This window comes from Lactiplantibacillus garii (assembly GCF_003885105.1).
GTDB lineage: Bacteria > Bacillota > Bacilli > Lactobacillales > Lactobacillaceae > Lactiplantibacillus > Lactiplantibacillus garii.
In genome coordinates this window covers 37,530-51,390 of the sequence record NZ_QWZQ01000002.1, presented here as the reverse complement: position 1 = coordinate 51,390, position 13,861 = coordinate 37,530, and the positions used below count along the sequence as shown (strand labels likewise).

Genomic DNA, 13,861 nt, shown 5'->3' with positions numbered 1-13,861 from the left:
TAGTAAATATTAATGTAGGTAACGATTATTTCAACCTAAGTATAGGGCCATTCGAACAGTAAAGTAAAGAAATTAATTAACAATTATGTAAATTTAAATTAACCCAGTTATTTTCTAGACCAATCCTTTCCAGTCGCGTTTATGCGCACAAAAAAACGGTGATTGGATTTACATCCAACCACCGTTTTTAGCCGTTTAAGCTGTTAATTAGTCTTTAGTAACGTTAACTGCTTGTGGGCCACGATCGCTTTCTTCAACGTCGAAAGTAACTGCTTGGCCTTCGTCAAGTGACTTGAAGCCGTCTTCTTGGATAGCTGAGAAATGTACGAATACATCGCTACCGTTTTCGCGAGTAATAAAACCAAAACCTTTGTCGGCGTTAAACCATTTAACTGTTCCATGTTCCATAATAAAAAAATCCTCCTAGTGCGTTTTGCACGTATAAATTAATGTAAATCATGATTCGGTGCAAATGGGGATAGTTTATTGAAACGATCTGACCAAAATTACCTAACCAAGCTACATGCATAATTGTAGCATATTGCACTAAAAAAGGGTAGCCAATCCCGGAATTTCCTGAGATTCTTTATGCCGTGATAAATAAAACAGAATAACAAACGTCGTCCTGAAAATTTTGTTCAGGACGACGCGAAGATTACATGCTATTTAACAAAAACGTTGTGTGCGGCCTTGTAACTAACTGGAATCCGTTGGCCAGTCGCCTTAACCTCGATCGTGACCGGACCTTCAAACGGGTCGTGCTTGATCACCGTTACCTGCTGACCAATCTGCAACGCGATGTCGTGCAAGTACATCAATAGGTCGTGGTTATCAATAAACCGTTCGATGGACACGTCGCTACCGTCTTCCGTGTCGGCGAGACTCGTATGACTATCTTCCTGGTAATGACCATCCTTATCCGGAATGGCACCACCGTGCGGACAATGCGTCGGGTTGCCGAGGAACGCTTCCAGTGAATCAACTAACCGTTCACTGGTCACGTGTTCCAAAACTTCGGCCTCCGAATGAACGTCGGGCAAGTCGTAATTCAACTTATCAACTAAGAAGTCTTCCCAAATGCGGTGCTTGCGAACTAGGGTTTCCGCGTACCGAATCCCCTTTTTAGTCAGCGAGATCCCGGCATACGGGGTGTGCTTAGCCAAGCCTTCCTGCACTAATTTACCGACCATTTCCGTCACGGAACCGGCCGCGATGTCTAAGCTCAGTGCAATTTGCTTGTTGGACACCTTTTTCTTCGTACCACCAAGTTCGAAAATAATTTTTAAGTAATCTTCCTTCATGGGGGTCATGAATATACTTCACCTCAACTAAATATTGACGTTTTAATCCGTCTTTAACGTTAATTCCACTATCTTACTACAATTGGTGCGGGCCCGCCACTAGTAGGCCACTAAATCCCGACAAACTTTTGAAAAACCCGCCTAATCGTGCCATAATTAAATTGTAGCGCAAACCAAGCAATTTTGGTTACACTTACCGCAATTTATTTGGGACCGTGCTTCAATACTAAGGAGGAACCGCATCGTGAACAATGATGCTCAATTATCAATTACCCAACTTAACGAGTCGTTACAACAAAAAGCCGTCGAAGATTTTGCTAAATTCTACATTCCGCTTTTTGACGTTAACAACCTCGAACTCATGTCAAACTATGACGTGGCCAACTACATGACCGACATTAACGAACACCTGACCTATGGCCGCTACCTGACCAAGCAACAGCGGTTAGCCGACAGCGTTAGCTTCTCGTTTGCCGATTACATCGGCCTGATCAGCAACCTTGATCAAAAGTATTTCGAAAGCGGCAATCCCGCCGTTGCCTGGAATGAATGGTACGCCACCCATTTCTTACAAATCGCTAACTCATAATTGACCACCATTTATTGATCATTGAGCCTCGGCCTGCGCCGAAGCTTTTTTTGTGCTTTCAAACACAAACGTAGTCAACCTACTTTAGATGGCCGAAACGTGCAAATCAGGACAGCTTTCTCCGCTTGCTACGTCTAGCGACCGATTGGAAAAACCACCAATCACACTACCTGACCTTTGTAGCCGAAACGTGTAAATCGAGACTGCCCCTTCCGCTTAGCTACGTCACGACGTCAATTGACACAATTCGTCAATCAACGCCGTGACTAGGCTATGCTCAGTGGCAACCCGTCTCGCTTTACACTCTATAACAAAGGACCCAAGCTTTCCCGCATCACTTGGGCCCCACTGGTAAGTATCATCACCGGGCGATTGAATACTACTACTAGTTTCAATTACACGTTGTTTTTATGCACGATTTCTACCCGGTTATACCGGGCTTCTCTCAGCGCTGCTTCGCGCTCCGTTGTAAATCCTTTTGCAAAGTTAAACTTCAAAACACGACCAACATGACAACGGTCAATCCAGCCATAAGATCGATTGACGAGCGGGAAACTTGAATGCCCGAATGACTGACCGACACTTACCGTCTTAAATCTACCATTAATTAACCGTTTTCACAAGTTAGAAGTCAGGTCACCCCAACTTATTTCACCGGATAAACCCGGTAGTGCGGCTGATTGTCCTTAATATAGCAATATAATTCTTGGCGGTGGTCCTCGTCAAAATACCCTAAGTTGATCATGTGGTGACCATCCCGCTCTTCGATTCCCTGAAACGCGCTCATCACGAACACCCGCATCATTTCCATCTGCAAGCCGTGCTCCTCCGCCCGCTGCGTTGCCGCCGCCAGCGTGAAACCTTCGTCCAGCATCGTTTTGATAAAATGGACCCGCATCAGCGTCCCGTACGTGTAACGGTGCACCGTATTTTTTTCAGTCATTTTAATACTATGAATGTAGTTTTTTTGCTCCCAGTAGCGCAGTTGCGTCTGTGAGACCCCGGTCATCTTAGCAAGGTCACTGATGCCGATCGTAAACTGGTGCTTGTGAATCTGCGCCTTGAACTTTTTGAAAAAGGCTGCGTCTTGATTGTCCACTTTTTTACCTCTTTTCTAATAATTTCAATATTCAGTATATATTTTTTGATATTAATGTCAAGTTTGTTGACAAAAGTACCCAATCCGATTATATTAGACAACGTACATTTTTTAGAGAGAAGGGATCCACTTGTCAACAACTGTTGATACGCACGGCAAGCCGTATAAACGTGGCCTGCTGATTGCAATCTTACTTATCGGTACCTTTTGTACCGTCCTTAACCAAACGATCTTAACGACGGCCTTTCCGACTTTAATGAAGGATTTCGACATCACCACGTCGACGGTCCAATGGTTGACGACCGGCTTCATGCTCGTCAACGGGATCATGATTCCCGTTAGCGCCTGGCTGAGTTCCCGTTTTTCAACGAAGTGGCTTTACCTATCCGCGATGACGATTTTCGAAATCGGGACCATCACCGCCTGGGTCGCGCCAAACTTTCCAACCCTATTATCTGGCCGCCTGATTCAAGCGGTCGGGGTCGGCGTGACCATGCCGTTACTGCAAACCATCATGTTAACCATCTTCCCCGCTGACAAACGGGGGGCTGCCATGGGGATGGCCGGGATTGTTGTCGGCTTAGCCCCAGCGATTGGGCCAACCCTCTCCGGCTGGGTCATTGACAACTTATCGTGGCGGGACCTCTTCGGTTTGATCGTGCCCATCGTTGCCGTCGTGTTAATTTTAGGGTTCTTCTTCATGGCCGACGTGTTGGAAACGTCTAAACCAAAATTAGATTTTTGGTCCCTCGTCCTTTCAACCATCGGGTTTGGGAGCCTGCTGTACGGCTTCTCTTCCGTTGGGGATAACGGTTGGACTTCCACGGTCGTTTTATCCACGTTAATTGTCGGGGTCATCTTTATCGCCCTGTTCATTTGGCGCCAGTTGACCATGGAAAATCCGTTCTTGCAACTACGCGTCTTTAAACACACTGAGTTTACGATTGCCGCCGTCTTAAGCTCCGTTGCCAACATGGCGATGGTCGGGGCAGAAATGGTGATTCCACTCTACCTGCAAATTATTCACGGCTTTTCCGCCTTTGAATCCGGCCTCTCGCTTTTAGCCGGGGCCCTTATGATGGGGATCATGAGTCCCATCACCGGCCGCGCCTTTGACCGCTTCGGTGCTCGCCGGTTATCCATTCTGGGGATGTTCCTGCTAACCGCCGGAACGTTACCGTTCGTCTTCATTACCCGGGATACGGCCACAATCTACATCGTCTTCCTATACGCTTTACGGATGTTTGGGATTGCGATGGTCATGATGCCCGCAACGACCGCTGGGATGAACGCTTTACCCGTCGCCTTAATGGGTCACGGGACCGCCGTCAACAACACCACCCGGCAAATTGCCAGTTCGATTGGGACTGCCATTTTGACTTCCGTGTTATCGAACGTGACGGACAGTGCCAAACCGGCGCACAGCCTGATTAAAAGCAACCCCTTGGGCTACAAGGACAGTTACCTAAACGCGACCCTGAACGGTTATCACGCCGCTTTCTGGGTAGCCGTGGCGTTCTGTGTGATTGGGTTAGTCGTCGCCTTCTTCATGAAGGACAAGCAGCACTCAATTAAACCCGTTACTGAGGAGGTGCACGACTAATGATTTTAGTTCTGTTAGTATTTAGTGCGGTTGCGTTGTTCCTTTCCTTCGTTTACGTTCACCGCAACGCGTTACGGTTGACTCTGACCGCGATCTTTGGTCTTTTACTGGTCGCGTCACTGGTGTTCATTTCTAAAAATGACAGCCAACATTACGGCATGGTCAAAACGACCACGACCAAAACGACTACGCTGGCCTCCGCTAGTGGTAACAAACAAATGAACCTGTTGTTATACCAAAGCGTGGGAACGGCCGACAAGCACCGCGTTTACGTTTATAAAAACACGGCTAGTCAAAAAAAGGTTAGCCACACCAAGGCCGATACCAAGGTCGCTAACCACGTTAAAACGACTAGTGGGTCCCCACGGATCGTCACCAAAACGACCCGTTGGACTTATAAGAGCAACGCCGCCAAGTTCTGGTTTGGCATTGCCGATAACGACCAGGAGCTCGTCAAAACGACCCACTACTTCTACGTTAACAAGGACTGGGTCGTCCTGAGCACCAGCCAGGCTAAACAGTTTAGTAAGCTGATGAAGGCCCAACAGGCGACACTCAAGGCCCGGGCCAAGGTCTACGTTCAAAATCAGGTCAAGGCCGCCATGGTCAAGAACCCGACGATGAGCCAAGCCCAAATTGCTAAGATTAGTAAGGCCGCAGCCGCGCAGTACCAGGCTAACGCCATTCAAAGCATGTTGGCTACCGTTAAAAAAAGTAAATAGTTAAGTTTTAAAAAATGCGTTCACCAGGGCTACTCTGGTGAACGCATTTTTACCGTCAAGGGGACCGGCTGAAATTGCGTTTCAACCGGTCCCCTTGACATTTGGTTATTTAAATTAGTTTGTCGCGCACTGTTCACACAGCGGCATCAAATCTTTTAAGTCCTCAACGGAGGAGCCATTTTCTAAGAAGCAATTGACCATATCCAGCCAATATTGATCGTCAGCGCTAAAGTTAGCGTGCGCGTCTTTACAAGGCAGTAAACCCGCCTGCGTATAAGTAACGATTTTATCAGCAGCGACCCCGCTTTGGGCTGCTAATTGTTCCAGAGTCATTTTGCTCACCATTTGTCCTTTCAAAAAATCAATGAGCTTATGTTACGCCCCCACCGTTTGAAATGCAAGCGACAATTTCGTGACGCTGAGATTAAATTTCGATGAAAATCTTCTTCATTATTTTCACCAAAAGGCGTACACTATAATTTATCAAATTTTTTTCGTCGGGGGGCGGACCTATGGATTCCAGTTTAACTTTTAAAAGTGGCCTCAAAGACGTCGTACCAACCGTTTTTGGCTACGTTGGCGTGGGCCTGGCAATGGTCATCGTGGCTAACACCAGCCACCTTTCCGTGTTAGCCGTCCTATTGATGTCCCTGATTGTTTACGCCGGTTCCGCGCAATTTATCATCATCAGCATGGTGTTAGCAGGCAGTCCGGTTTCGGCCATCGTACTCTCAACGTTTCTCATTAATTCGCGGATGATTCTCATGAGCCTGTCAATCGCCCAGTACTTTAAAAAGGATAGTTTAGGCCAAAATATCGCCCTCGGCTCACTGCTAACGGACGAAACCTTCGCGCTGAGCATGAATAAGCTGAACCAGACCGGTCAAAAATTGCGACCAACCTGGCTGCACGCGGCTAACGTGGTCGCCTACCTGGTGTGGGCCGCCGCCACGGTGGTGGGCTGCCTACTGGGTAACCTGATCACCGACCCCGATCAGTTCGGCCTCGACTTTGCGGTGGTCGGCATGTTTATCGGGTTACTCTACTTGCAAATGATCACCGACCGCAGTAAACCGTTGCTAACGCAGTTATGGGTGGTGCTGTTCGTGGCCGTGGCAATGTATATTTTAATGCGGTTTTTCCCGGGCAACGTTGCGCTGCTGATTGCCACTTTGCTCGGTTGCGGTTTCGGAATGGCGGTGAGTCCTAAGTGAGTCCTTATATTTTCGTGACCATTTTACTGTGCGGTCTGGTGACCTGGTTATCCCGGGTCATCCCGTTTGCCGTGATCAAAAACGTCACGGTCCCGCGCTGGCTGATCAGCTTTCTGTCGTTCGTCCCGGTAGCCATCATGACCGCCATTTTCGTGGAAAGTTTACTGACGTACCACGCGGGCCACTGGCCGGGGGTCAATTTACCCAACGTTTACGCGTCCCTGCCCGCGATTCTCGCCGGGATCTTAACCAAGAGCCTGCTGGCCGTCGTCATTACCGGCGTGGTCGCCATGGCCGTTTTACGGTTGGTCGGTTGGGCCTAAACTTCACTAAAAAAGCTGGTTTCACGGCACGTCATGATGCCTGAAATCAGCTTTTTTAGTTTGGTTAACGATCGGTGGCGCGATTAAAGTGCCGGTTAAGAAAATAGAAGGGAACGGCAACGACTAGGCAGCCTAACCCCATCACGAGCTGAAAACCGGACGCCTTGGATAACAACCACAGACTGACCAGGACGGCAACGACCGGTAGCACTGGTCCAAACGGGACCCGGAAATGGCTGCCACCCGCGGCCAGTCCCCGACGTCGAAATACCAGGACGGCCAGGATCGTCGGGATGTACTGGGCAAAGCGGGACACCACCGAAATGGCGGCCAGGGTTTGAAAGGTACCGGAAATCGCTAGTGGGAAGGCAATCAGAAACGAGATCACCATCGCAACGGCCGGTACGCCGCGGCGATTGCGGTAGCCCACGATTTTAGGCATGACGTCGTTATCAGCCATCGACGACCCGATTCGCGGCAAGTAAAACGACTGAGCGGTCGCGATGCCCAGAATCGAAATAATGGTGCCGATCGCCACGATGGTTTTACCCACGGGACCCACCATCTTTTCCAGGCCGTCTTGAATTGGCGCGGTGTTACCGGCCAAACTGCCACCCAACACCCCGATGGAAACCACCTGAATCAAAATGTACAGTAACGCAACCACGCTTAAAACGACCACGATGGCCAGCGGGATCGTGCGTTGCGGGTTCCGGAACTCCTGCGCGGCAATTGCAATCGCTTCAAAGCCGGTAAAGGCGTAAAAAATCAAGATGGCCGCCGATCCAAAGGCGCTGTTAAAGTTAGTCGTCGTCACCACGAACGGCGTAAAGTGCGCGCCGTTAATAAAGAATAGCCCGACCACCACGAACAGGACCAACGGAACGAGTTTGGCAATCGTCACAACGTTATTGACGAGCTTGGTCAGCGTGACCCCCGAAATATTGATCAGCGTGAGCGTTCCCAGCAGTGCAAAAATCGTCACGTCCTTCCACAACGGTTGTTGCAACACCGGAAAAATGGCGCCCAGCGCGGTCGTAAAGGCCGTGGACATCGTCGCCCACGCAATGATGCTGATGGCCCAGACACTGAACCCGACTTCGTAACCCACGAAGTCCCCGAACGCGGCCTTAGCGTAGAGGTACGGCCCACCGTTATCTTTAAAGTAAGTCGCGTCTTCCGCGTAGCACAACGCAATCGAGATAATTAATAACATATCAAACACAAACACTAAAATACTGGCGGGACCAATCAGACTTTCGGCTTGGCCGGGTAACAAAAAGATTCCCGAACCGATTATCGAATTGATGCCTAGTAGAATTACACTCCACATGCCAAACTTGGCTTTCACAATCATCTCACCCTTCTTTGATGCCCTTTCCATTATTAACGAACTTGGTCCAGCTGGCAAACTGACCGGCTTTCATCCCACCGGCCCACTAATTTTGGTTTACTTTTGCCATAAAAATTTAATTAACGCTTGATCCACCTGCGGATTTTCATGGAGTTTGCTGTGCCGCGCCAGCTTACCCGTAAACTCCTTTTCCTGATAAGATCGAGCTCGGGGTGCCACGAGGTACTTTAGCGCTAACGACGAGACGTTCGGCACCGTCCCATCGGTGTGGCCGCCAACGTTGCCGTACAAGTTCAAAACGGCAACCTGCCGATTCGGTAAAACCCGGCGTAACTTAGTCATCTGCTGATACGTTGCGTTCATTTTATTGGGCTTGCCATTAGTGCCCAACTTAAGTCCGGCCGGCTGTTTAACGCTCGCGGGGACGCCTTTAAAGTCCAGCCCCGCAAAGTGCCCCGCAATGTCAACTTGTTTGCGCAGTTTCGGTAACTTAGTGTTTTGGCTATTTTGCAGCGAGTAGTAGATCAGTGAAATATTTCCTAAAGAATGCCCGACCATGTTAAAGGACGTAAAGCGGTACTGTTTTCGGACGGCCACCACCACGTTTTTGGCCCACTGCCCGTGGTTAGCAAAATTTAATTCACGGTTATCAGCGTAGTTAACCTCCACGATCGGGTTAACGGCACCCTTTTTTAGTTGACCCACTAGTTTGACCGTCCCGTCCTTAGCAACCATCGCCCGGATAACCGTATTGGTTGCGCCGGCCTTTTTAGCCGCGGCCACCATGTGTTCTTCGGCGTGGTAACTACTGCCGCCACCGTGGAAAAAGAACGTTGGTGCGCTAGCATGCACGAATTTTCCCATCACCTGCTTCCGACCACAACCACTTACTCCTGCGGCCAGGAGCACGATTAAGCTAATTAACCCCAACCTCAATTTTTTCATGATGCAATCATCCCCCTTTAGCTACTGCCCAGTATACCGGCTTCGAGTAGGTCGAGGGCAAGCCCCAATGACAACTATTTCATATATATAGAAGAAAAAAACCACCAGTCGCGAATCGACTGGTGGTTCAAATTTAAATTTAAGTTAGGTTAGGCTAGAATTTTAGTACCAGCCGTTTGCTTGCCAGAAGCTTTGGGCTGCAGCCCATGAACCGTAACGGCTTGAAACGTAGTTTTCGGCAACGCGTTCTTGGTTAGCAGCGGAGTAGTCACCGTTCAAGTATGATGAACTTAATTGGTACTTACCGATGTACTGACCATTCCGGGCTGAGTATGAGCCACCGGATTCTTTGTTGGCGATCCAAGCTTTAGCGGCGCTATCGCTGGAGTTCGTCGTGCTGGCAGCTTGGCTAGCAGGAGCGGCGGATTGTGCGGGTGCCTGACTAGCAGCGGATTGAACCGGTGCTTGGGAAGCGGCACTGGCAGCGGATGCGGGTGCTTGGCTTTGAACCGGCGCTGTGGATTGTGGTGCGGCCGATTGGACCGGTGCTTGGCTAGCAGCTGATTGTGGCGCTGCGGATTGCACTGGCGCTTGGCTAGCAGCCGCTGATTGCGGTGCTGCGGATTGTGGTGCTGCGGATTGTGCTTGAACAGCAGTCGTTGAAGTTGGCGTGGTTGCGCCGTTGATCTCTAACTGTTGGCCAACGTAAATTAAGTTAACGTTTTTTAATGAGTTAGCTGATTCAATGGCAGAAATCGTCGTGTTATGAGTTTCAGCAAGGGCACTTACCGTGTCGCCAGCTTTAACCGTGACGGTGTCGGCATTTGCAGCGGTTGCCCCTAAAACAAACAGACTTGCTGCGGCGGCAGTTGATAATAATAAACTCTTGATCTTCATAATTTAAATTCTTCACTCCTGTGATTTTTGTATGAGTAACCTTCAGCACTTCACCCGTTAATGTTCCCCGTGGGCTGTCGTACTTAACAACAGGGATTAGTATACCGGCTGAATGTAACAGCCCAATAGCAGCTTGATTACTATTTCGGCCGTTTTTTGTAATAAAGCGGGCTTTTTGTAATATTTTGTAATATTAAAGCCGGTATTGGTTGGGTAAGTTAATTTAAACCCAACTCGTTAATTAAAATTAAATTCCCGTGAAACCGCTCTAAATTAACGCTCGTGGCTTTATCTTATGCCTTAAAGCAAGTATAATGATGAAAGTATATTCAGCGGCCGTTAAGTCCACCGTTTAGTCGTTTAAACGCAATGAATTCGCTAAGAATCCGTTATAATTTTTCGATAACCTTTACGGTGCACTTAAAAACGGGTTTAATTAACGGCGAACCACCGAATCTACTATTGATAACTATTTTAACCATTCAAACTTAAAAGATTGAGAGATGAACATACATGTGCGGTTTTGCTGGTTGCTTAACTGATCGGACGAAGACGGATAACGCCGCTTACGATCAGACCATCCACGAAATGACAAAGATGATTGTCCACCGGGGTCCCGATGACGATGGTTACTTTGCCGACGACAACATCACCATGGGGTTTCGGCGTTTAAGTATCATTGACTTGGCCGGCGGGCACCAACCATTGTCTTACGATAACGAACGTTACTGGATGACATTTAATGGGGAAATTTATAACTACGTTGAATTGCGGGCGCAATTAAAACAAGAAGGTTATGAATTCAAAACCAACTCCGACTCCGAAGTTATTCTTGGCATGTATGCCAAATACAAGGAAAACGCCACGAAGTACTTACGGGGAATGTTTGCCTTTGTCATTTGGGATAAACAGGAAAAGACCCTGTTTGCGGCCCGGGACCAATTCGGGATCAAGCCGTTTTACTACGCCATTTCCGGCGATGATTTTTACTACGCTTCCGAAAGTAAGGCCATTTACAAGATCTTAAAGGATAAGACGTTTGATAAAAACGCCCTGCAAGACTACATGACCTTCCAGTTCGTCCCCGAACCGGAAACGTTGACTAAACAAATTAAAATGCTCGAACCCGGTTGTTCGTTAACTAAGAAATTAGGCAGCGCACCGCGGATCGAACGTTACTACCACCGTGAATTCCACCCGGTCAAGCGTTCCGAAGACGAGTACGCTCAAAAGATCAAGGACGCGCTGATCGACTCGGTCAAGATTCACATGCGTTCCGACGTGCCGGTCGGTTCCTTCCTGTCTGGCGGGATCGATTCTTCCATTATTGTGGCCATTGCCAAAAACTTTAACCCGAACTTGCAAACCATTTCGGTTGGCTTTGAACGTGAAGGTTACAGCGAACTAGACGTGGCCCAAGAAACCGCCGAAAAACTCGGCGTGGAAAACTTCAGTATGACGATCACGCCGGAAGCCTTCATGAAGGCCTTCCCGCACTTCGTTTGGAGCATGGACGATCCGTTGGCTGACCCGGCGGCCGTGCCGCAGTACTTCTTGGCTAAGGAAGCCGTTAAACACGTGAAAGTGGCCTTGACCGGTGAAGGCGCCGACGAACTCTTCGGTGGCTACACCATTTACCACGAACCGGAATCGTTGAAGCCGTTCCGTTACACCAAGCCGATCAACGGCGCGTTGAAACGGATCGCCACCATGATGCCGGAAGGAATGCGCGGCCGCTCGTTCTTGTTGCGGGGGACTACGCCGCTCGAGAACCGCTACGTGGGGAACGCCTTTATTTTTGGCGAACAGGAAAAACAAGCCTTCATTAAAGACTATAACCGCAACCACCCGTTCCAGTCGATCACCCAACCGTTCTACGATGAATCGGTCGACTACGATCCCATCAGCCGGATGCAGTTTATTGACATGCACACCTGGTTAAACGGCGACCTGTTGCACAACGCCGACCGGACGACCATGGCACACAGTTTGGAACTGCGGACCCCGTTTGTGGACCGCGAAGTTTACAACTTAGCCGCCGAAATTCCGGCCGACCTGCGGATCAGTCACGGCACCACGAAGTACATTTTACGCAAGGCCGTTGAAGACATCGTGCCCGCCCACGTTTTACACCGTAAGAAGTTGGGCTTCCCGGTACCAATTCGCTTCTGGCTGAAAGACGAAATGTACGACTGGGCCAAGCAGATCATCAACGACTCGCAAACCGACCAGTACTTCAATAAGGACTACTTCCTGAAGTTATTGGACGACCACAAAGCCGGCGTACGGGATAATTCCCGGAAACTCTGGACCGTTTTAACGTTCATGATGTGGCACAAGATCTACGTCGAAAGCGACCACTTAATGGATAGTCCGGAAGCCAACGCCCACGCAGCCACAGTTGAGGAATAGTATCCCATGGAAATTATCGTTGAAAAATTTGGCGGCACTTCCGTAAAGGACGTGGCTGCCCGTAAACAAGCTTTAAAGCACGTTCAATACGCGGTCGACCAGGGCGATAAAGTCATCGTCGTGGTTTCGGCGATTGGTCGTAAGGGCGCGCCCTACGCCACCGACTCCCTATTAGGATTAGTTGGGGCCGAACAGTCCCGTTTGACCGACCGGGAACTCGACATGTTAGTTTCCGTTGGTGAGACCATTTCTACGGCGGTCTTTACCGAGCTCGCCCGTGAACAGGGTCTAAACGTCACGGCGATGACCGGCCACGACGCCGGGATCGTCACGAACGACGATTACCAAAACGCCAAGATTCTCCGGGTCGACCCGAAGCCCATTAAGGACGCCTTCGTTGATAACGACGTGGTCGTCGTGACCGGTTTTCAAGGCGCGACTGAGAGTGGCCACATTACGACGATTGGTCGCGGGGGTTCCGATACTTCCGCCGCCATTCTTGGTGCGGTCCTGCACGCCAAACGGGTGGATATTTTCACCGACGTCAACGGCATGATGACCGCCGATCCGCGGCTTGTGACCCACGCGCGCTTCATCAAGAGCATCAGCTACGAAGAATTAGCAAACATGGCTCACGAAGGCGCCAAGGTGATTCACCCGCGCGCCGTTGAAATTGCCGAACAGGCCCACGTTCCCATGCGCATCCGCTCCACTTATCAGGAACCGGACGAACTCGGGACGCTGGTTTGTGACCGGACTAGTAACCAGATCGAACACTACCGGACGGTCACCGGGATCGCGCACCAAACTGATTTGACCCAGTTTACCGTGCCGACCACGCGCCTGAGTTCCAGTGAGATCTTCCAGTTGATGGCTCAACACGGGTTAAGCGTTGACTTTATCAACATTACTCAGGACCAGGTCGTCTTTAACTTAGTTGACGGTGACGCCGCGGTAGCCAAGGACCTGTTAACCAAGGCCCACGTAGATTGTCAGGCGATTAGTCACTGTGCCAAGGTCTCCGTGGTTGGGGCCGGTATTACCGGGACGCCCGGTGTGACCGCTCGGATCGTAACGGCGCTCAGTGCCCAACACATTGACATTTTGCAATCAACCGACAGCTACACCACCATTTGGGTGCTAGTTAAGGAAGCCGATTTAAAACCCGCCATGAACGCGTTACACGACGAGTTCTTAGGCGTTGAAAAATAATGACGTTGTCATAAAACGGGTAGCCCGCTACGGGTTGCCCGTTTTTATGTAAGCGATGAAAGTTCAATTGCTTTAAGAACGGCCCTTTTTAGCCGCTTAGGGTTTCAGAGGCGTGTTTTTCAGCGTCACGCCGCGACCGTTAAGGGTAAACTGAACTCAACACAAGTTGCCCCGCCCCACCTCGACAATT

14 protein-coding genes are annotated in these 13,861 nt (G+C 49.5%); 7 read left to right on the top strand and 7 right to left on the bottom strand.

Annotated features, from left to right (window positions below; translation table 11 throughout):
* Positions 1 to 207: 207 nt before the first annotated feature.
* Positions 208 to 408: a cold-shock protein gene (locus D1831_RS00940; RefSeq protein WP_125070778.1), complete on the bottom strand. Its 201-nt coding sequence runs from the start codon at positions 406 to 408 to the stop codon at positions 208 to 210.
* A gap of 254 nt (positions 409 to 662) precedes the next feature.
* Complete coding sequence (locus tag D1831_RS00935; RefSeq protein ID WP_125070776.1) at positions 663 to 1,310, bottom strand: metal-dependent transcriptional regulator; 648 nt, start codon at positions 1,308 to 1,310, stop codon at positions 663 to 665.
* 235 nt (positions 1,311 to 1,545) lie between these two features.
* Between D1831_RS00935 and D1831_RS00930 the strand changes: the two genes are divergently transcribed.
* Complete coding sequence (locus tag D1831_RS00930) at positions 1,546 to 1,890, top strand: hypothetical protein (RefSeq protein ID WP_125070774.1); 345 nt, start codon at positions 1,546 to 1,548, stop codon at positions 1,888 to 1,890.
* A 646-nt stretch (positions 1,891 to 2,536) separates the two neighbouring features.
* Here the strand turns inward: D1831_RS00930 and D1831_RS00925 are convergent.
* On the bottom strand, positions 2,537 to 2,989 hold the full coding sequence (locus tag D1831_RS00925; RefSeq protein WP_125070773.1) for a MerR family transcriptional regulator: 453 nt from the start codon (positions 2,987 to 2,989) through the stop codon (positions 2,537 to 2,539).
* Between the two features lie 130 nt (positions 2,990 to 3,119).
* Between D1831_RS00925 and D1831_RS00920 the strand changes: the two genes are divergently transcribed.
* Entirely contained in the window at positions 3,120 to 4,592 is a 1,473-nt protein-coding gene (locus D1831_RS00920; protein WP_125070771.1) for an MDR family MFS transporter, read from the top strand.
* Entirely contained in the window at positions 4,592 to 5,314 is a 723-nt protein-coding gene (locus tag D1831_RS00915; protein ID WP_125070769.1) for a DUF4811 domain-containing protein, read from the top strand. Before D1831_RS00920 ends, D1831_RS00915 begins: the two co-directional genes overlap by 1 nt.
* Positions 5,315 to 5,428: 114 nt before the next feature.
* On the opposite strand, the gene D1831_RS00910 is transcribed toward D1831_RS00915, so the two are convergent.
* The gene (locus D1831_RS00910) at positions 5,429 to 5,647 is read right to left on the bottom strand and encodes a MerR family transcriptional regulator (protein WP_125070909.1); all 219 of its coding nucleotides are present in this window, start codon (positions 5,645 to 5,647) and stop codon (positions 5,429 to 5,431) included.
* A gap of 179 nt (positions 5,648 to 5,826) precedes the next feature.
* On the opposite strand from D1831_RS00910, the gene D1831_RS00905 reads away from it, so the two are divergent.
* Both D1831_RS00905 and D1831_RS00900 read left to right on the top strand, forming a co-directional pair.
* A complete protein-coding gene (locus D1831_RS00905) occupies positions 5,827 to 6,528 on the top strand; it encodes an AzlC family ABC transporter permease (RefSeq protein WP_125070767.1) in 702 nt (233 codons plus the stop codon).
* A complete protein-coding gene (locus D1831_RS00900; RefSeq protein WP_125070765.1) occupies positions 6,525 to 6,851 on the top strand; it encodes an AzlD domain-containing protein in 327 nt (108 codons plus the stop codon). Before D1831_RS00905 ends, D1831_RS00900 begins: the two co-directional genes overlap by 4 nt.
* Positions 6,852 to 6,915: 64 nt before the next feature.
* Here D1831_RS00900 and D1831_RS00895 read toward each other — a convergent pair whose 3' ends face one another.
* The 3 genes from D1831_RS00895 to apf all read right to left on the bottom strand — a co-directional run bounded on the left by D1831_RS00895 (position 6,916) and on the right by apf (position 10,047).
* Positions 6,916 to 8,208 (bottom strand): APC family permease, encoded by a 1,293-nt coding sequence (locus tag D1831_RS00895; RefSeq protein ID WP_125070764.1) that lies wholly within the window; start codon positions 8,206 to 8,208, stop codon positions 6,916 to 6,918.
* Positions 8,209 to 8,301: 93 nt separating this feature from the next.
* Complete coding sequence (locus tag D1831_RS00890) at positions 8,302 to 9,150, bottom strand: alpha/beta hydrolase (protein ID WP_125070762.1); 849 nt, start codon at positions 9,148 to 9,150, stop codon at positions 8,302 to 8,304.
* A gap of 162 nt (positions 9,151 to 9,312) precedes the next feature.
* Complete coding sequence (gene apf, locus D1831_RS00885) at positions 9,313 to 10,047, bottom strand: aggregation-promoting factor (RefSeq protein ID WP_125070760.1); 735 nt, start codon at positions 10,045 to 10,047, stop codon at positions 9,313 to 9,315.
* 513 nt (positions 10,048 to 10,560) lie between these two features.
* Between apf and asnB the strand changes: the two genes are divergently transcribed.
* Together asnB and dapG are read left to right on the top strand one after the other, a co-directional pair.
* Positions 10,561 to 12,459, top strand: coding sequence for an asparagine synthase (glutamine-hydrolyzing) (gene asnB / locus D1831_RS00880; protein WP_125070758.1), 1,899 nt, complete (start codon positions 10,561 to 10,563; stop codon positions 12,457 to 12,459).
* A gap of 6 nt (positions 12,460 to 12,465) precedes the next feature.
* Positions 12,466 to 13,671 carry an aspartate kinase gene (gene dapG / locus D1831_RS00875; RefSeq protein ID WP_125070756.1) on the top strand — a complete coding sequence of 402 codons (1,206 nt, stop codon included), beginning with the start codon at positions 12,466 to 12,468 and terminating at the stop codon, positions 13,669 to 13,671.
* Positions 13,672 to 13,861: the final 190 nt, after the last annotated feature.

What these genes read in the sequence shown, in the direction of transcription:
- D1831_RS00890 (WP_125070762.1), bottom strand. Translation starts at nt 9,150, where the DNA reads ATGAAAAAATTGAGGTTGGGGTTAATTAGCTTAATCGTGCTCCTGGCC.
- apf (WP_125070760.1), bottom strand. Translation starts at nt 10,047, where the DNA reads ATGAAGATCAAGAGTTTATTATTATCAACTGCCGCCGCAGCAAGTCTG.
- D1831_RS00910 (WP_125070909.1), bottom strand. Translation starts at nt 5,647, where the DNA reads ATGACTCTGGAACAATTAGCAGCCCAAAGCGGGGTCGCTGCTGATAAA.
- D1831_RS00895 (WP_125070764.1), bottom strand. Translation starts at nt 8,208, where the DNA reads ATGATTGTGAAAGCCAAGTTTGGCATGTGGAGTGTAATTCTACTAGGC.
- D1831_RS00940 (WP_125070778.1), bottom strand. Translation starts at nt 408, where the DNA reads ATGGAACATGGAACAGTTAAATGGTTTAACGCCGACAAAGGTTTTGGT.
- dapG (WP_125070756.1), top strand. Translation starts at nt 12,466, where the DNA reads ATGGAAATTATCGTTGAAAAATTTGGCGGCACTTCCGTAAAGGACGTG.
- D1831_RS00915 (WP_125070769.1), top strand. Translation starts at nt 4,592, where the DNA reads ATGATTTTAGTTCTGTTAGTATTTAGTGCGGTTGCGTTGTTCCTTTCC.
- asnB (WP_125070758.1), top strand. Translation starts at nt 10,561, where the DNA reads ATGTGCGGTTTTGCTGGTTGCTTAACTGATCGGACGAAGACGGATAAC.
- D1831_RS00905 (WP_125070767.1), top strand. Translation starts at nt 5,827, where the DNA reads ATGGATTCCAGTTTAACTTTTAAAAGTGGCCTCAAAGACGTCGTACCA.
- D1831_RS00935 (WP_125070776.1), bottom strand. Translation starts at nt 1,310, where the DNA reads ATGACCCCCATGAAGGAAGATTACTTAAAAATTATTTTCGAACTTGGT.